The organism is Lentzea sp. NPDC036955 (assembly GCF_055608005.1).
Genome location: NZ_JBVJRC010000011.1, coordinates 112122 through 128919 on the forward strand (window position 1 = coordinate 112122; position 16798 = coordinate 128919).

Here is a 16798-nt window from a genome sequence, read left to right on the forward strand (position 1 = left end):
GTTGAGGAGAGGGTCGGGCCTCCGGCAAGTTCGGGCGTAGCCCTCGACCAGAGGCAGTAGTCGCCGCCGTGCGGATCAGCTGGTCGCGGATGGGGCTCGCGGTGACCGCATCATCGCGAAAATCATCGGTCCGTTGGGCAACGGGTAGGCCTGCAGCAGTTCGTATCCCTCACGTTCGTACAGTCGGCGGGACCGCTCGCAGCTGGCGACGAGGAACGCCGGTATCCCCTGGTCGTCGAGCACCCTGTGCCGATGCCGCAGCAGCGTCGTGCCCAGGTGCCGGTTCTGCTGTCCGGGATCCGTGGCGAGGAACATCAGCAACATGCACTCGCCATCGGCGGGCTGGTATTTCTTGAACGTGTCGTCCAGCAACAGGAACCGGTCGGTGTGCACTCCGCACGCCTGGCGCAGTTTCCGTTCGTAGTTCGGTGAGGGGGTTGCGGGCAGCCGCAGCCATACCGCAGACGCCGCGTCGTTCTCCGCCACGTCGATGTGCCCGTTCGCGAAGGCCTGCTGCACGCCGAGCAGGATGTGTGCGCGCAGCGGGAACCGCCGTTCCTCGGGATCGGACACCAGCCAGCGCGCGACCGCGAGATCGAAGAAGCTGCGGGTCACCAGGTTCGTGACCATGAAGAGCTGGGTGCGATCTGCCTGCACGACCGTCACGGCGGTCACCGGGTTTGTCCTGCGCGGATCGGGCTGGCGATGGCGGCGTCGAACCCCTGGCCGAGCCGGGCATAGTTGTCGGGGTTCGTGGTTTTGAGCCGTGCGGCGTGAGCAAGGCCGAGCAGGATGACGACCACGAAACCGATCGGCGCACCCCATCGCAGGATGCTATTGGGGTTGTTGAGCACGACGTCGAAGTTCGCCACCGCCAGGATCAGCAGTCCCACGATCGCCAGGCCAGATGCGACAGGGAAACCGAGACGGGTCGACCAGCGGTAGTCAGCGCGGTGGCGGTTGAGGAACAGGAGGGCGGCCACACTGACGCCAGTCAGCAGGATGAGTACGCCAAGTGCGCCGATGGCACCGAAGCGGAAGAACAGGTCCATCATCGGGTCCCAGCCGTTGACGCCCGCGATCATGATGAACAGGTATGCGACGGCGCTTTGCACGAGGATTGCCCGCACCGGTGCTTCGGTTCGCGGCGAGACCTGGTCGAATCCCCAGGAAGCCGGAAGTGCCCCTTCGCGTCCCAGCGAGAAGGCGTACTGCCCGAACGTGGTCAGGAAGGACAGTCCCGCGGCGAACACACCGATCGCGAACAGGACTTCGCCGAGCTGGACCCACGTTTGTCCGAACTCGCCGAAATGCGTCCGAGCGAGATTGAACACCAGTTGGGGCCCCTGAGTGTGGGCTTGGTCCTGGATGGAGTTGGGGCCTACCGCGACAAGCAGTCCCAGTGCGACGAGCACGTAGACGATCCCGAGGGCGGCTAGAACGGCGCGCGTGGCCCGGGGCACGGTGCGCTCGCCGCGGGCGCGGGGCCCGTAGACGGCGGTCATTTCGAATCCGACGCAGCCGAGCACGGCGATGAGCATGCCGACCAAGGCGGCGGAGAGGCTGTCGACGGAGAACACGGAGCTGGCGGTCGAGGCGAGCGTGGTTCCGGGCGCGGGGTTCGCGAGTAGCACGAGCATCGTGATCACGATCCAGGCGGTGTCCACGATGAGCACGACTTTGAGAAGCCACGTGCTGAGTGTGATCTTCTGCAGGCCCATGATGGTCACGACGATGAGCATGGTGGTTGCGGGGATCGCCCAGGGCAGGTCGTGGATGCCGTGCCGATCGAGGATCGGCGCCAGTGCGGGGCCGATCGCGCCGTACAGGCCGATCTGCAACGCGCAGTAGGAGATCAGCGCCACCCACGCGGCCGCGATGCCGGCGGAGGGGTTGAGGCCGGTGGCGATGAAGGCGTAGAACGCGCCGGGGTTGCGGATGTGGCGTGCCATCGCGAGGAATCCGACCGAGAACAGCCCGAAGATCGCGGGCACCACTGCGAAGGCCAGCGGCAGCGCGGTGATGCCCGTGGCGTCGTACGCGGAGGGAATGATGCCGTTGGCGACGGTCATGGGCGTAACGGCGCACATCGCAAGAGCCGCGATGCCTGCGGTGCTGAGCTTGCCGGCGCTGAGCTTGCGCTTGGCAGCGCTGGGGTGAGGCACGACGGGACTCCGTTCGGGCAGGGCAGGTATGCGTGGTGGCGGCGCGATTCAGAGAAGGGTCTTGTTGGTCGCAAAGGTCTCGGTTTCGGTGATCAGGGATTGTTCCCAGGAGCCGAGATGTGCGACTTGGCCGACGATGTAGTCGGCGGAGTCTGCCGCGGCCGGGCCGAGGACGTGCTTGTCGAGCTTGGATGCTCTGATCAGTCCGAGTAGCAGTGCATCACCGCGGGAAATGTGGGGGCGTCGGTTGGCCACGTGGCTGGACACAGTCGCGGATGCGATTGCGACATCGTCGACGTCGATCACGTCGTAGTCGGTATGAACCCGGAATCGCCCGCGTTTCACCTGCCTGACGACTCCCCATGAGACGAGTCTGTGTGCGACCAGCTCGTAGGCGTCTTCGCTGAGCACCTCAAGCCAATCCTGAGGGTGCGTCACGTCTGGGCTTGCCAGAACGTTGTGGTAGACGTGACGCACCGCCGGATCTTCACGGCAGACCTGCACGTCGTCGCCTAGATGGCAGGCTCGGCCAAGCACAGTGCCTGCTGCGGAGCGCGAGTGCCGTGAACCGGATCCCCGCAGCTGCGGGGAGATCAGGCGCTGCGTGACAAGCTTGTTCGCTACCTCGTGGGTCAGCAGATCGCCGTAGAAGGGCATGAGCTCGTCGAAGACCACGACGCGGCTGTCTTCGACCGACATCGTCTCCAGCAGCATCTGCTCGCCGAGCAGCGCGGCGGCGACCACAGTTCTCGTGAGAGTCTCGCCGCAACCACTGCGGCCGTGGAACTCCTCACGTGTGCACAACCACGCCCGGCTGGCGATCAGCAGGTTGGGGTGATGCAGCTTGATGCTCATGCGAGCCGCCCGAGACGTGCCTGCGGTAGCACGATGGCCTCATCCGGCCAACCAGCCACGCAACCCGGCGGAAGGCTCTGTCGTTGACCGACACGCCCCGTGTCGTCTCGCCACGGCCGCGAAGACGCCAGGTGATACTGGCCAGCCGGCGTTGTTGACGCACGGTCGTCGCACGCGGGCATATGTGATCACCTCCAAGGCAGTCGCGGACAAGATCCGCCGACCGGTTCACAGCCGGGGGGATGGCTGCGAACCGGCCCGCCGCCAAGTACTGGGGGACGGCGGCTCTGACGGCGGCCATCGAGCAGTTCCAAAACGGAGATGCTGTGAAGGACCGATCCGACTGCACGATCAAATCGTGTCCAAGTCGCGGGAAATACCCCCGTCCAACCCCCTGTCCTACCCCCGGTGTGGCCGTAACCGCTCCTCTCGCGGCACATCGCGGTCGTACTGTGGACACAGCGTCATAGGCAGGGCTAACAGAGCGATCTGGAGGAGGAGCAGTGGCCGGTTCCGGCGGGAAGGGCAAGAAAGCCAGACCAGCACCGCCTGTTCCGCGTCCCCGGCTTCGCGCTGCGCGACTGGAGCGCGGGTGGAGTGGCGCTGAGCTGGTGAAGCAATTGCTGGCCAGCATGGCACTAGCCGGTGATGCGGCTACTTCGGTGACTTCGGACAACATCTACGACTGGGAGGCCGGACGGGTCCGGCCGAGTGACATCCACCGCAAACACCTCGTGCTGGTGTTCAACACGCGAGCGAGCGACCTCGGGATTCTGTCACCGGAGGAGCTTCAATCGTTGCCGCAGGCACCAGCCACTCCGCCGCTGAGTGAGCACTCGGCCGTGGGCACTCTGGTCGGAGAGGTTGTGGAACAGGTTTTTCGACGACTGGGAATTACGGCAGGACACATGATCACCCGGGAAACGCAAGTTCGCGGACTGCACCTCCGGCTCGAGGCACGGCGCAACGTCAACCGCGGCTCTGCCGCCGGTCTGAGTCTGGACCCGCGGGACGTCGCCACATGCGGCGACAACGTCAGCATGCACGAGCGGTGGTACCAAGACATGCACGCGGGTCAACTGCTCGACTACGCACTGGACCAGCTCAAGGTCGGTGTCGGGCTGCTCGAACCTGCCCAGGCCGACAGCGAAAGGTTCAAGTCACTCGCCTCGGCTGTGGCGCGCCAAGGCCTGCTCGCAGGCCGGCTGGCGTTCTTCGACCTCGGCCAGGCGAGCCTGGCAGACGCGTGTTTCGAGGTCGCGCGGGACGCGAGTGAAGCCGCAGGCGACGACGAGCTCACCGCCGCGATCTGTGTGCACCACGCTTTCATTCCCGGCTTCGCGGGACACAGAATACTGGCGGACCAAGCGCTCGATGCAGGGCTGGGGTACCTGCGGTACGCGACCAGTCCCCTTCTGCGCGCGTGGGCGCATTGCGCGGCCGGCGAGATCTACGGTGCGACAGGCCGTGCGGAGCGCGGCCTGTCCAGCATCAGGACCGCCCAGACTGCCCTGGAGACAGCCGGCGAGAACCCGGTGTGGCTGGACTGGTTCGACCGGTCGAGATTTCTTGGGTTCGCCGGAAAAGCACACCTCGTGGCGGGCAACAACAGCAAGGCAGCGGCGTTGTTGTCGGAAGCACTGCAGTCGTTGGGCGGTGCGAGTGCGAAACAACGTCCCGTGGCTCTGTTCGACCTCGCAGTCGCTCAGAGCGACGACGCCGAGCAGGCGGCGGCCACGGCGCGTCAAGGCTGCGAGGAACTGCTGACCGCACCGTACGCAGTCGGGCTCGAGCGCCTCACGACGGTCATCCAGGCGTTGCAGGGCACGCCGTTCGCCGCAGAAATCGACGAACGGCGGCGCGGAGTCGTCCTCGCGTTGCCCTCGGCCGGTTCCTAGGTCGTCTCAGCCCTCGACTGCGGCGTTGTTGTGCTCGGCGACGAGGCGAGGCAGCGGCACGAGGTCGTCCAGGACGGCGAAGCACGCCTCCTCGACGGCCTCGTCGTGCAAGATAAGCCCCCAAGGGCCCCGTTTGACCAGGACGGTCTGCATCCCGGCCCGCTGAGCGGGCGCGATGTCGTTGTCGATCCGATCGCCGACGTAAAGCACGTGCTCCGCCGCGACCTTCGTCTCCTCGACGGTGCGGTCGAAGAACTCCGGCGACGGTTTCTCGACGCCCCAGCTGTCGGAGGTACGAATCCAGTCGACGGGCAGGTTCAGCCCGTGCAGGAGCTCGCCGGCGCGCGTGGTCTGGTTACCGGCCAGTCCTACCTGGACACCGCTGCGCCGCAGCTGCTTGAGACAGTCGACAATGTCGGGGTACAGGTCATCGGCGGTGAAGGTCTCGGGTTTGCCTGCAGCCGCGCGTGCGGCGCGTTCGGTGGCCAAGTCGAAGCCGGGGCGGAAGATCTGGAACGTCCGGCGGTAGTCCTCGCCGCGGGCGATGGTGGCACCGAACGCCGCCGAGAATGCGTGGCGAGACACGCCGAGGTAGTCCGCCCACGTGCCGTACTCAGTGGTCTCGTCCACGACGATCTCGCCGACGTCGAACACGACGGCCTCGATTCGGGTCATAACGTCCTCCAGTTGATCGGCATCAGCCATGCGGTATCGCACTTCACGATTGCGCCTTCGCTTCCCAGGCTCATCGTGCACACGGCGCGGTCATGGTGTGCGCGCGGGGTCCGCATTGTGCGCGATCGCACCTCCTTCGCCCACGTACCCGGTTGGACAGGGGGTTGGACGGGGGGTTGCGCAGGGGTATCACGTGCGTGCCGCATCGGCTTGACTGAATCGCCTTCTCCCCGCAAGCCACCCGACTCAGCTCTCTGTTCGTGAGCTGAGCAGAACGAGGCACCGCCGTGAACGTATGCGACCGCGCGATCTCGCCCGGCTCAGGTTCTGACAGCGAGATTTGCGTCGATCTCGGCAAACCCTTCGCTGCGATGCTGAGTAACTTCTTGCTCGGCGGCGGGCACAATTTCGCGCTGGATCGCCTCGTCGGCACGAGGCTGCTTCGAGCCGCACCGGGGATGACACGAGCCGCACAGGTTCATCGGGCGTTCATCAATCGAGCGGTCGACTTCCTCGTGCACGCAGGCATCGATCAGTTCCTCGATCTGGGCGCGGGAGTGCCGGCACCAGGCGCCACCCACGACCGCGTTCACGCGATCGCCCCCACGCGGCGGTGATCTATGTCGATCGAGACCCGGTTGTCACCGCACACATCGAGTTGCACATCGACGGCAACCGCATGGTCGCCGTCGTACACGCTGACTTGTGTACGCCAGAGTCGGTGCTGGGCGATCCAGTGATACAGGAGCTGATCGATCCCACTCGCCCGATAGGCGTGGTGATGGCCGCGAGCCTTCATCACCACCTCGGCGACGCGGCAGCGACAGTCGCTGCGTACTGCTCGGCCGTGGCGGCTGATAGTTACTTCGTGATCTCACACCTGACGGCCGACCTCGACCCGGATGCCGCACACGCGGTGCAACACGCCTACAAGGGTGCCAACTATCCGATCATGCCGCGCAGTCGCAGCGAAATCAGGGATCTGTTCACGTCACTCGAGCTGATCACTCCAGGACTGACAGCCCCTGCGCTATGGCGACCGGAATCGAGTCGCGAAACGCCTCATGCCAATGTGTACCTGGGAGGTGTCGGCCGTAAACCCGGCATTGCCGCGTAAGGCTCTTTGCCATGCTGAGTACCCCAGCTCAATGCCTGTTGCATCGCCGTGGCCTGCGCAGCTGTCCGGCGGCATGCAGCAGCGGGTGGCACTAGCCCGCGCGCTGGCGACCCGGCGCGCCCTGCTGCTGGACGAGCCGTTCGCCTCCGTCGATGCCCAGACCCGCTTCGAACTCGAGGACCTGCTGCTGCGGGTCCGGACCGAGCACGCGGTCACCACCGTGCTGATCACCCACGACCTCGACGAAGCCGTCTACCTCGGCGACCGGGTGCTGATCCTGCCCGGCGGACCCGCCACGACCGTTCGGCACCCTCCCGGTCACCCTTCCCTCACCGCGCCACCAGGTCCACACCCGCACCTGCGCCGCCTTCGTCGCCCTGCGCGCCGAGCTCGCGCAGGCCCTGCGACCCGTCTGCGCACCGGTCGGCGCCCAGAACAACCCGAGAAGAACACCTGTGCCGATCGTCCGCGACTTCCTGCTTCCCACGATGTTCCTGCTCAGCGACGACCCTGGGGGCTTCCCACGCCCCCTCCAGCGCCACCGGCATCCACACCGGTCTCGGGCGCGGTATCGCCCTGGCCGCCTCGACCGCACCGCGCAGACGCCACCGGCCCGCACGCCCTGCCCACCGCCACTGGACAGTGGACGCCAACGGCACTCGATTCTTTCGGGCCGGATGATGAATTGAATCCCTCCACCTCAACTGCGATGAGTCGTACTGCGCCTCACTTAATTGAAACCAATCTTTTGGTGAAACATTCCGAACAATACATAGTCGTCGTCGACACGCCCGAAGTTACTGCCCTGCAAGAGAGAATAGACCGAGGAGCACTATGAGCAGCATTGCTGACGTCCGGGCCATCGCCCACAGCCATTCGAACACCACGGAGCACAACACCGCCACCATGATGGGAATGCGCGGCGAACCTGATGTTCCCGTGAGCGTTCCGCAAGAGAGCGTTGTGCTGTCGCGCTCGACGGTGGCGATGTGAGCGTTACCGTGAACTACGAGATCCTGCTCGCTCCACACGGGCAGTCCCATGCGTTCCGTCCAGGTCAAGCCGAGGATTTGCGCGAGGCCGCGTGCGGAGAGCTCGTCCTGGGCGTGCTGCTGCAACCGAACCCAGGTCCCGTTCCGACGTGCGCGACGTGCGCGGTGGCCCTCGGCACGCAGGTGGAGAAGACGCTCTCCGCCCGCGCCCACGCGGTGCAGCAGAAGATCGCCGATGCCGTCGCGACGACGGCCGCGGACGAGATCGACGCACTGATCGCCTCAGCGGACCGGCTCGACGGCCCCGCGCGGACGAACGCGATCCGCGCGCTGGCCGGCAAGAGCCGGGTAGTCCGTATCTGGGGCCGGTGGAGCTCGGCGTCGTCCGTGCTGATGCCGCTGGGCATCGCCTGCCTTGGTGTCGGGATCTGGGACTTCACCACCGCGGCGGTACCGGTCTGGACGCTTCTCACCCTGCTCGCCGGCACCCTCGCCCTCACGGTCAACGTGGTCGGCCTGTGGCGGGCCGTCCACCACGCACAGCACGTCGTCCTCGGTCTGCACCTCACGGCCCAGCACCCAGACCACCGGAGGCCCCGGTGACCGCCTGGGACGAGGCAGCAGACGAGCTGCCACGCGAGGTGAATCCGGACATCCCCAGCGCTGCCAGAGTTTACGACTACCTGCTCGGCGGGGGGCACAACTTCGCGGTCGACCGTCAGCTGGCGGCTGCGCTGCAAGCAGCGCAGCCAGGCGTGGTTCGCATCGCGCGGCAAAACCGGGCGTTCCTGCGCCGGGCGGTGCTGTTCATGATCGACGCCGGGGTCCGCCAGTTCCTCGACCTGGGCTCGGGTATTCCGACCGTGGGCAACGTCCACGAGATCGCCCAGGCCGCCGCGCCCGACGCACGGGTTGTCTACGTCGACCACGAACCGATCGCGGTTGCACACAGCCGCCTGCTGCTGGCTGGCAACCCCAACGCCGACATCGTGGACGCCGACATCACCCGCCCCGAGGACGTGCTCGGCGCCGAACCGGCCCGCCGGCTGCTCGACTTCGACCAGCCGGTCGGGCTGCTGGCCATCACCATCGGCCACTACATCGCACCCGAAGCCGATCCCACAGGCGTCTTCGCCCGCTACCGCGCCGCGCTGGCTCCTGGCAGCCACCTCGCCCTGACCCACCTCACCGACGACTTCGCCGCCATCCGCGGCGAGCAGATCGTCAGCGCGATGAAGTCCTCCCGGGACAACGTCTTCCCGCGCACGCGGGAAGACGTGCTCTCGTTGTTCACCGGCTACGAGCTTGTCGAGCCCGGCCTGGTGACCACCTCGGCGTGGCGGCCCGGCAACGGACCGGGCGGCGCGGGCCCCAGCGAGCAGGACGGCCTGTACGCCGGTGTCGGACGACGCCAGTGACCCACCAGACGCCAGGGTGCCCCGTACTGCGAGCCCTGACAGGAAGTCATGCACCGCACGCACAACCCCATCGCCGGAGTGGTTCTCTTCGCCACGCCGCATCCCAGCGTGGCGACCGACGTGCACCTCAGAGCCGAGGCAATCGGCATGACCCCATCAGCACGCGGCCGGCACCGACCGCGTGCTGATGGGCACGCACGATGCTGGGATCGGCCGAGATCTCCCGGCTCGGCTCGTCGATCGCCTCTGCGATCACTCGTGCCTGGAACACCAACATCGTGACGGTGCCGTTGCGCGGGCACCGCCAGAACCGGTTGCAGACCCTCGTCCACGGCCCGCACCGCTCGGGCAGATCACGCCACGACACCCCGGGGCGCGGAGGCACCGGACCCAGTGGCACACGGAACCAACCCACCGCACCCCCGATCCCCGTCTGTACCCCGACCACAATCCCGTTGAAAGGCGAGAACACCCGCTCATGCGTCTCCCCACCCGCCGCGGCCACCGCTATGCCGGTGCCGCTGTGCGCAGCGACCGCATCGTCACCACTTCTGTGCGCACGTGGACTCCACCGGACGACTCGTACCCGATCACCCTCATCGGTGTCCTGCACATGGCCACCGCGGACTACTACGCGAAGATCGTCGAGCTCGCGAACGCCGACCCTGACGCGGTGGTGCTCCACGAGGGGGTCCGGCCCAGCAACATCGACAACGACGGTGCCGGGCAACTCAGCTCCACGGAGCGCCAGGCGGTGAACGTCGATCTGCAGGCAGGCCCCAGCGCGGCGCACCGTCAGACCGCGGACCTGCTCGGCCTGGCCCTGCATGAACCGACCCTGCTCCCGCACTACAGCCGCCCGAACTGGCACCGCGCCGACCTGGACCAGATCGACTTGATGCGCGCCATCGGCATCGACCCGGCCGCCCGTACGGCGATCAACGGCAGGCCGCTGCTGGTCAACACGGCGATCACGGCACAGGCACAGACCGCGGCCGCCGTCGCTCGACGCGGCGACGCAAGCCCCGTGAACGTCGAGGAAGAACGCGCCGAGACCCAACGTCTCGCCCGGGATATCGTCGCCGGCACAGCCGCCACCCAGCCCGGTCGGATGGCCGCAGCCATCGCGCGGCTGGCGCGGGCGGCCGAAACCGACCCCGCGACGCGGCTGCAGATGATGGACCACGAGCGCACCAAGCTTCGCTGGGCAATCGGCGGAGTTCCATGGCCGCGGCGCTTCCTGAGCGTCCTGATCTTCGGTGTGCCGCGGCTGATCATCTCACTGCGCAGGTCGCCGACCCAGGCGACCGCGCAGCACCGCCACAAGGTCATCCACGACTGGCGCGTTTTCCACGTCATGAGCATGGCCATGCGCCACGCCCGGACCGCGCCGGTAGTCGTGATCTACGGAGCCGCCCACACCCAGGCACAGAGCGAATTCCTCGCCCGCAACGGCTGCACCCAGACCGACGTGTCGTGGCTGGAGGGGCTGTCCCTGGCGAACCCGAAAGGCAAGCAACGCAAACGCGTCCTGGCCGAACTGACCGCGCTGCTCGCCGCCCGCGTCGAACAGCGCACGCGGCACACCACGCACGCCGACCAGAACGCCCGTACCGTGGACAGCCAGGCTGAGGCCGCCGGGAACCCTGAGAACACCGTGGTTCTCGCCGCCGATGTCGGAGCCGCGCCGACCACTGACCGCTAGCAGCAGGTCACGAAACCCAGCAGGGTCGTCCGGTGTCTCACCGGGCGACCCTGCCATTCTGTCGAGCACCTCCGATTCAGGCGTCGGCGGGCAGGACGCGCTGCTCCGGCCGCGCCATGCTCGGCGTTCGGTAAGCGCGCTACCGTGCTCGCTGCAGCTCAGCAGTGGCGGGCTCGAGTCCTCCACGACCGCCGCCCCTCCCCTTTGCCGAAGTTCTGCACGCCGGCCGAGGTACTGTCCTGGTACGCGTCGCACCAACCGTGGCCGACGCCGTCCGGGCTAGGATGCAGCAACTCAAGTCCGCTCGCCCGCCCATTCGTACGCATTCGTTGAGCGAGCCACGCGCGTTCCACAGCGGTCGATGCTGTGATGGAAAGCGAGCTTCACGATCGTGAACCGTCGTGAGATATCGCCGATGCTGACTGATCTGTGCTGCCGGACCGGTGCGCGGTTTTGCACGCCCGGAACCGCCCGCCGCGTCTATAGCCGACTGCGGAGCCGCAGCGGCTGAACTTCCTCGCGCGGCAGACCTTGGTCAGCATCGCGTCGACGGCCTCGCGGAACGGCGTGTCCCAGCGCATCCGCTCGTGGATCTGGGCAGCGATGGCCACGATCTGCTCAACCGCCGCTACGACGTCGGCCGTCGCCTTTAACATCGTAGGAAGTGCTCCCTGACGTTCTCGTCGGGCAACACCTCGGCAATGTCGCGTCGCCAGGTCCGGCTTTGTGTGGTGTTCGCCGAGCGCGCTGCCCTGTCTCATGCTCCAGTTCGATACCAGGGCATCCGCATGTACGACGGGCTTGGGCGTTGGCTTGGAGGAGTCCTTTCGCTTAAGCGTGGGCAAGGCCGGACCGAGGTGATCGAGGGTGCAGCGCACCTCGACCGCGGTCCGGAGCAGCCCCGCGTGCGCGGGAAAAACAATCCTGGTCAGGCTACGGCTGGGTCCGACCTATGAGGGTGTTCGGCAGGGCGCACAGGGTCGCAACAGGCATCAGGGACGATGCGCCCGCCATCAGCAGCGACCGTCAGGGCCCGAAGCGGAGTGGTACGGCCGCGCCAGTCAGGCCACCGCACTGCATTCCCTCCATCAGAACCTCGCCGTGGTCGCGGAACTCGACGGTGTTCAAACCTGCTTGCCGTCAGCGGTATCGTTGTGGCCCATCAAGATCACAGGGGGAGGGGACAGAACGATGCAGCAACAGCACACCGCGGTGAACTCATGGGCTGCGGCGGCGAGTGTCCGCGAGTACCTCGCACGAGGCGGCGTGCTCCCGGCTGTCCACAGCCCCGTGCCGCTCGACGCCGGAGAGCACGCCATTGCTGTCCTCAACCACCACACCGGCTCGTCCTTCCACTACGAGCGGTACCTCTGGGCCGAGGTGATCGTTTCCACCCCAGGACCGAGCGTCATCATCGGACCCCCCGCGTTCGTGGTCGGCGCCGTCGCGATGAACGCACTGCGGCGTTCACGAGCGCAGCACCAGGCCCAAGCGGCCGCGGGATGGCAGTGGCGGTCATCCCCGGTCATGGGGGTCACGCTGACCACGAAGCGGTTGTGGGTGCATCTATACGGAACCGAGCGGCAGCACTTCACGTTCGACTCGATCACCGGGCTATGGATGCACCACAGTTCGATGACGCTTGAGTTCGCGCAGGCAGCGGCAATGCGACTGTCCGGCGCTGCGGTGCCATGGCTGGCTGCGGTGATCGCGCACTACCGCCGAGGTGCAGGCGTTGATCCCGCGTGCTTCGACTGGTCAAACGCAGCCGCAGGCTGACCGACCCGGTCTAGTAGCTCGAACCTGGGTCATGGTTGAGCAGAAGGACGCCGGGGCGAGGGATGTTCTCGACGTCGCGCCTGAAGCACCTCGTCCGTGCGGCTCGCGACTCCGCGCGCCGAAGCGCGCGGGTGACTGCCGAGAGCCCTCGCCCCAGCCTTCTTCCCCACAACCTAAGCGTGAATCCGCGCTCGTCGTGAGAGCACCAGATGCTACTCCTCAGGTCGCAGACGAATGCACCACGTCCGCTGCGTGTGGCGCCCGTCGTACTCTAGGCACGCCGTGGCGGCCGATCCGTCGCGGATATTGGCCAGCGTCCGGCGCTGCGGGCCACTGTGCCCTGGGCGTCGGCCATCAGCTCGCCCGGTGCGACGCCGCGCGTCCGCCGACCACAACCAGCAGCGCCCGCCGCGCGGTGGCTATCCCGGCGGGCTATCTGGCGGTGCTGGCCCAGGCCATCGAACGCGGCAACACCGGGGCCTGCGAGAGCTTCTTCACCGACACCGGCCGCGCCCAGTTCGGCCAGGCCCACGGCGCGGCGGGCTGCGCCGATGTCCTGTTCGGATGATGGTGGCCGTGTTCGGACCTGGTTGGCGGAGGTAGTGACGGAGTTCGGGGCTACACGGCGGGCCGGTGCCGGCGGCACCGGGATCAGCCGGAAGAATGCCCGGCGTGCCCGAGCTGGAGCTGGTCTTCGGGGGCGCTCCGGCCGCCCCGGTCGAGGCCTTCGAGGTCGCGTTCGCGGACGATGACGGTAAGCAGCGCCTGGAGCTGACAGCCGCCCTGTCCGTGCCGTTCGAGGCGTGCCGCCCGGTCCGGGAGTTTGCCTCGTACAAGGGCCAACGCCATCTCTCCGGCCAGTGGTGGACAGCTACAACCGGCACGTTGGTGGGCTACGAGTCCTGGCTGGAACGCGACCGACTGGTGCTGCTGGGCTTCGAACCGGAGGTGGTCGGGATCGCCTCACAGCCGTTCTGGCTGTTCCTCGAGGCCGAGAACGGCAAGCGCCGCTTGCACACGCCGGACTACTTCGCGCGGCTGGCGGACGGCTCCGTGCTGGTGCTCGATGTCCGCCGGCCCGACCGGATCAAGCCGAAGGACCAAGCCGCGTTCGATGCGACCAGGCAGGCCTGCGCCCTGTTGGGCCGGTGCTACGAGGTCGCCGACGCGCCGCCATCGACGCTGCTGGCCAACATCCGCTGGTTGGCGGGTCACCGGCATCCGCGCCACGACCTCGTCGAGGTCTCTACCGCACTGCGCGGTGTTCGCGCACCCGACCGGGCTGCTCACCGGCGCGGAGAAGGCGGGCAACCCGACCGCGGTCCTGCCGGTGCTGTCTCACCTGCTCTGGCGCCAACTGCACGCCGAGCTGTCCATGCCACTGCACACCGACGCGGTCGTGACGGCGGTGAGCGCCTGATGAGCGCGCCGCGGCCGGTGCTGCGGGCCGGCGACCGGATCGGCTTCGACGGCGGCGAACACCTCGTCACGGGCCTGGCAGGCATCCAGGTGCGGCTGCGCGCGGATTCCGGCAGCGAGCGGGTGATCCTGGCCGGGCACCTGATGGTGGCCCCGGACTTCGAGCTACTCGACGCAAGAGCAGAAGGCTGCCTGGCGGTCGCTGATCGCCACACTGGAGCGGTCGCCGCGGCTGCACCAGCATCCGCTTGGCACCCTGGTCGAGCTCGTCGACTACCTCTACGAACGCGCCGGCGGCGCGATCGGCAGCCTCTCCACGCTCATCCGCGGCGCCGCCCGCCTCGCTGTCGACGACGAGACCGAACAGATCACCACAGACCTGCTCGACATCGTTCCGCTGGACCGGGCCGCGACCAGCATGACCCCCGCACGGCGCCGCCAGGCAGGCTCGGCGGGCAAGCGCTGATGGTTTCCCGCCTTCCCATCACGATCCGACCCGCGTACCAGGAGATCACCGTTCCCCACCTCGTCGGATCGCTGCCCTGGCGGCGCCTCGCAGCCGGCGGGCCCGGCGACCAATGCGAGTTCGCCGCCGAGATCGCCCGCCGCCTCGGACAACCCGACTATCGCCCACGCGCGTTCCAGGACCCCATCGCGCACTGGGTCGAACAGAACAGCTGGCGGCCACCCAGTCTGCCCTACATCGACTATCGCGGCCTCAGGACCTTCGGCGGAGCCACCTTCCGCAAACCCACCCAGGACAGCGACAACAAACTCCGCACCAGCGCGCTCTGGTTCAGCCGCCACCGCCGCGAAGGCGACGCGATGCTGCCCCACCGCACCGTCACACCGGTGCTTCTGCGCGACTGGTCACGCAAGCTCGTACTGTTCACCGCAGCGCTCGAACTCATCACGAACAACACCAGGACTCAACCGCTCAAGCCGCTGAAACCGCCTACTGGCAACAAGTTCGCAGCCTTCAAGGCCCGCGATTGGGTCCGACCAGAACCAGCGCCGTCGCCTTCCTTCGATACCGCCGTCGAACCAGTCACCTGGCCAACACGGTCCAGCCTACGAGCGCCCCAGGCACCCGGCCACGACTTGCTCAGGAGCACCGCGGCTACAACCGCGCGCTCACCAATCCGCTCCGCCAGGCGGCCGTCACCGAACCTCCAGCTAGCGGTGGAGTTGCGATTTGACCGAGGACGAACGAATGCTCATCGCGTGGACGCGTCTGATGGCGAAGGCCGCCGGCGGCGGCATCTACGCACTGCTGCTGGATCAGGGAAGGCTGTTCACACCATCTTCGACGCCGATCGCTCGTTCTGGTCATCGGGGAGACTGTTTCCGAGCGGCATCGTTGGCGGATTGGCCCGAAACCGTTGTGGTGGAAGGCCTCGCTCTACGAGCTGGCACAGGCATTATAGGCATTGAACATGCGTGGCGTGCCGCCGATTCAGTCGCGCTCGATGCAACCTGGTCGGATGGGCTTGCCTACTTAGGACTGCCTTTGGTCGACGCGTTCCGACGGCACCGACAGGATCACGGCTACTGGTCAGTGTTGTGGAGTCCTGCAAGCAGGGACCTCGCGCAGGGGCTTCCAGAAACTGCTCTCGCCTCGATCGGGCGTCCCCTCCACATCGAAACCACCAACTAAGTGATCAGTTCAAAATGAGCTGGCGTGTCGGCTTTGCCTACGGGACGGGACATTCCAAGATCATGGTGTGCGTGAGGAGGTCTTGACCGACGAGCTCTGGGCTCGGTTGGAACCGTTGATCCCGATGTCCCCGAGGCGTTTCCGCTATCCGGGTCGCCGGCGTGCCGACGACCGGGCCGCGTTGGAAGGCATCCTCTACGCGGTGCGCACGGGCATCGGCTGGAACCGGCTGCCCACCGCCTTGTTCGGTGCCTCGGGCTCGACCTGCTGGCGGCGGTTGACCGAGTGGCACGAGGCCGGCGTCTGGCAGCAGCTGCACGAGCGACTGCTCGCCGAACTGCGTGTCGCCGGGCTGCTGGATCTGTCCGCGGCTCTGGTGGACTCCACCCACCTGCGCGCTCTCAAAGGGGGGTCCACACCGGGCCGAGCCCGGTCGACCGCCGCAAGCTCGGTTCCAAGCATCACCTGATCACCGACGCGAGCGGGATTCCGCTGGCCGTCACGCTCACCGGCGGCCACCGCAACGACGTCACCCAGCTGATCCCACTCATCGACGCCATCCCACCCATCCGCGGATTGGTCGGCAAGCCACGCCGCCGGCCACGGCGGATCTATGCCGACCGTGGCTACGACCACGACAAGTACCGGCGCCTGCTCCGCGCCCGCGGCATCACGCCCGTCATCGCCCGACGCGGCGTCGACCACGGCTCCGGCCTGGGCACGGTCCGCTGGCCGGTCGAACGCACCTTCGCCTGGCTCAAAGGCTTCCGACGGCTCCGCATCCGCACCGAGCGACGAGCCGACGTTCACCAAGCCATCCTGAGTCTGGCTTGCTCGATCATCTGCCTGCGTAAACTCATTCTGAACTGATCACTAAGTCCGGACAGCAACTGCTCACATCGTTCGGACCTACCTGGCGGACCGCTCGTCAGCCGCTCAGCACCGCCATCTTCAAGCGGACAGGACAGCCGAGGCGATCATCGCACCGCGCGCCCAGGCCACCGACACCGCCAGCTACGGCAATCCGCGCGGCGCGGTGGTGATTGCCACCGCGCCGGGACACGCGACGGTGAACCTGCGCTAGTCGACATGGGTCAGTGCGCCCACGGGCACGTTAC

The 16798-nt window shown here is 67.1% G+C and carries 16 protein-coding genes and 1 pseudogene; 11 read left to right on the forward strand and 6 right to left on the reverse strand.

Features of this window, described 5'->3' with window-relative positions:
• Positions 1 to 75: 75 nt before the first annotated feature.
• From ACZ7CF_RS34030 to ACZ7CF_RS34040, 3 genes are read right to left on the reverse strand one after another with little or no spacing between them, the layout of a single operon-like run.
• The gene (locus ACZ7CF_RS34030) at positions 76 to 675 is read right to left on the reverse strand and encodes a GNAT family N-acetyltransferase (RefSeq protein WP_470371606.1); all 600 of its coding nucleotides are present in this window, start codon (positions 673 to 675) and stop codon (positions 76 to 78) included.
• Positions 672 to 2165: an APC family permease gene (locus tag ACZ7CF_RS34035; protein ID WP_470371607.1), complete on the reverse strand. Its 1494-nt coding sequence runs from the start codon at positions 2163 to 2165 to the stop codon at positions 672 to 674. The genes ACZ7CF_RS34030 and ACZ7CF_RS34035 overlap by 4 nt, the downstream gene beginning before the upstream one ends.
• Positions 2166 to 2213: 48 nt before the next feature.
• The gene (locus ACZ7CF_RS34040; protein WP_470371608.1) at positions 2214 to 3020 is read right to left on the reverse strand and encodes a GPP34 family phosphoprotein; all 807 of its coding nucleotides are present in this window, start codon (positions 3018 to 3020) and stop codon (positions 2214 to 2216) included.
• A 611-nt stretch (positions 3021 to 3631) separates the two neighbouring features.
• On the opposite strand from ACZ7CF_RS34040, the gene ACZ7CF_RS34045 reads away from it, so the two are divergent.
• Positions 3632 to 4918, forward strand: a complete 1287-nt coding sequence (locus ACZ7CF_RS34045; RefSeq protein ID WP_470371609.1) for a hypothetical protein — start codon at positions 3632 to 3634, stop codon at positions 4916 to 4918.
• A gap of 6 nt (positions 4919 to 4924) precedes the next feature.
• Here ACZ7CF_RS34045 and ACZ7CF_RS34050 read toward each other — a convergent pair whose 3' ends face one another.
• The gene (locus ACZ7CF_RS34050) at positions 4925 to 5593 is read right to left on the reverse strand and encodes an HAD family hydrolase (RefSeq protein WP_470371610.1); all 669 of its coding nucleotides are present in this window, start codon (positions 5591 to 5593) and stop codon (positions 4925 to 4927) included.
• 371 nt (positions 5594 to 5964) lie between these two features.
• Here ACZ7CF_RS34050 and ACZ7CF_RS34055 point away from each other — a divergent pair.
• The 5 genes and pseudogenes from ACZ7CF_RS34055 to ACZ7CF_RS34075 all read left to right on the forward strand — a co-directional run bounded on the left by ACZ7CF_RS34055 (position 5965) and on the right by ACZ7CF_RS34075 (position 9120).
• A pseudogene (locus ACZ7CF_RS34055) lies at positions 5965 to 6710 on the forward strand (SAM-dependent methyltransferase).
• 73 nt (positions 6711 to 6783) lie between these two features.
• Positions 6784 to 7548 carry a hypothetical protein gene (locus ACZ7CF_RS34060; protein WP_470371812.1) on the forward strand — a complete coding sequence of 255 codons (765 nt, stop codon included), beginning with the start codon at positions 6784 to 6786 and terminating at the stop codon, positions 7546 to 7548.
• Complete coding sequence (locus tag ACZ7CF_RS34065; RefSeq protein ID WP_470371611.1) at positions 7545 to 7703, forward strand: hypothetical protein; 159 nt, start codon at positions 7545 to 7547, stop codon at positions 7701 to 7703. Before ACZ7CF_RS34060 ends, ACZ7CF_RS34065 begins: the two co-directional genes overlap by 4 nt.
• Positions 7700 to 8305 (forward strand): hypothetical protein, encoded by a 606-nt coding sequence (locus ACZ7CF_RS34070; protein ID WP_470371612.1) that lies wholly within the window; start codon positions 7700 to 7702, stop codon positions 8303 to 8305. Before ACZ7CF_RS34065 ends, ACZ7CF_RS34070 begins: the two co-directional genes overlap by 4 nt.
• Entirely contained in the window at positions 8302 to 9120 is an 819-nt protein-coding gene (locus ACZ7CF_RS34075; protein WP_470371613.1) for an SAM-dependent methyltransferase, read from the forward strand. The genes ACZ7CF_RS34070 and ACZ7CF_RS34075 overlap by 4 nt, the downstream gene beginning before the upstream one ends.
• Before the next feature lie 127 nt (positions 9121 to 9247).
• Here ACZ7CF_RS34075 and ACZ7CF_RS34080 read toward each other — a convergent pair whose 3' ends face one another.
• Positions 9248 to 9397 carry a hypothetical protein gene (locus tag ACZ7CF_RS34080; protein WP_470371614.1) on the reverse strand — a complete coding sequence of 50 codons (150 nt, stop codon included), beginning with the start codon at positions 9395 to 9397 and terminating at the stop codon, positions 9248 to 9250.
• 201 nt (positions 9398 to 9598) lie between these two features.
• Between ACZ7CF_RS34080 and ACZ7CF_RS34085 the strand changes: the two genes are divergently transcribed.
• Positions 9599 to 10825 carry a hypothetical protein gene (locus tag ACZ7CF_RS34085; protein ID WP_470371615.1) on the forward strand — a complete coding sequence of 409 codons (1227 nt, stop codon included), beginning with the start codon at positions 9599 to 9601 and terminating at the stop codon, positions 10823 to 10825.
• A 383-nt stretch (positions 10826 to 11208) separates the two neighbouring features.
• Here ACZ7CF_RS34085 and ACZ7CF_RS34090 read toward each other — a convergent pair whose 3' ends face one another.
• Positions 11209 to 11481: a hypothetical protein gene (locus ACZ7CF_RS34090; RefSeq protein ID WP_470371616.1), complete on the reverse strand. Its 273-nt coding sequence runs from the start codon at positions 11479 to 11481 to the stop codon at positions 11209 to 11211.
• Positions 11482 to 12016: 535 nt separating this feature from the next.
• Between ACZ7CF_RS34090 and ACZ7CF_RS34095 the strand changes: the two genes are divergently transcribed.
• The 4 genes from ACZ7CF_RS34095 (at position 12017) to ACZ7CF_RS34110 (ending at position 16550) form a co-directional block, all read left to right on the forward strand.
• The gene (locus ACZ7CF_RS34095; protein WP_470371617.1) at positions 12017 to 12604 is read left to right on the forward strand and encodes a hypothetical protein; all 588 of its coding nucleotides are present in this window, start codon (positions 12017 to 12019) and stop codon (positions 12602 to 12604) included.
• A 415-nt stretch (positions 12605 to 13019) separates the two neighbouring features.
• Positions 13020 to 13172 carry a hypothetical protein gene (locus ACZ7CF_RS34100; RefSeq protein WP_470371618.1) on the forward strand — a complete coding sequence of 51 codons (153 nt, stop codon included), beginning with the start codon at positions 13020 to 13022 and terminating at the stop codon, positions 13170 to 13172.
• Positions 13173 to 13276: 104 nt separating this feature from the next.
• Positions 13277 to 15457 (forward strand): TnsA-like heteromeric transposase endonuclease subunit, encoded by a 2181-nt coding sequence (locus ACZ7CF_RS34105; RefSeq protein ID WP_470371619.1) that lies wholly within the window; start codon positions 13277 to 13279, stop codon positions 15455 to 15457.
• A gap of 290 nt (positions 15458 to 15747) precedes the next feature.
• A protein-coding gene (locus tag ACZ7CF_RS34110) for an IS5 family transposase (RefSeq protein WP_470371620.1) occupies positions 15748 to 16550 on the forward strand; the annotation gives its coding sequence in 2 pieces (ribosomal slippage) (positions 15748 to 16093 and positions 16093 to 16550; 804 coding nt in all).
• The last annotated feature ends 248 nt before the right edge of the window (positions 16551 to 16798 follow it).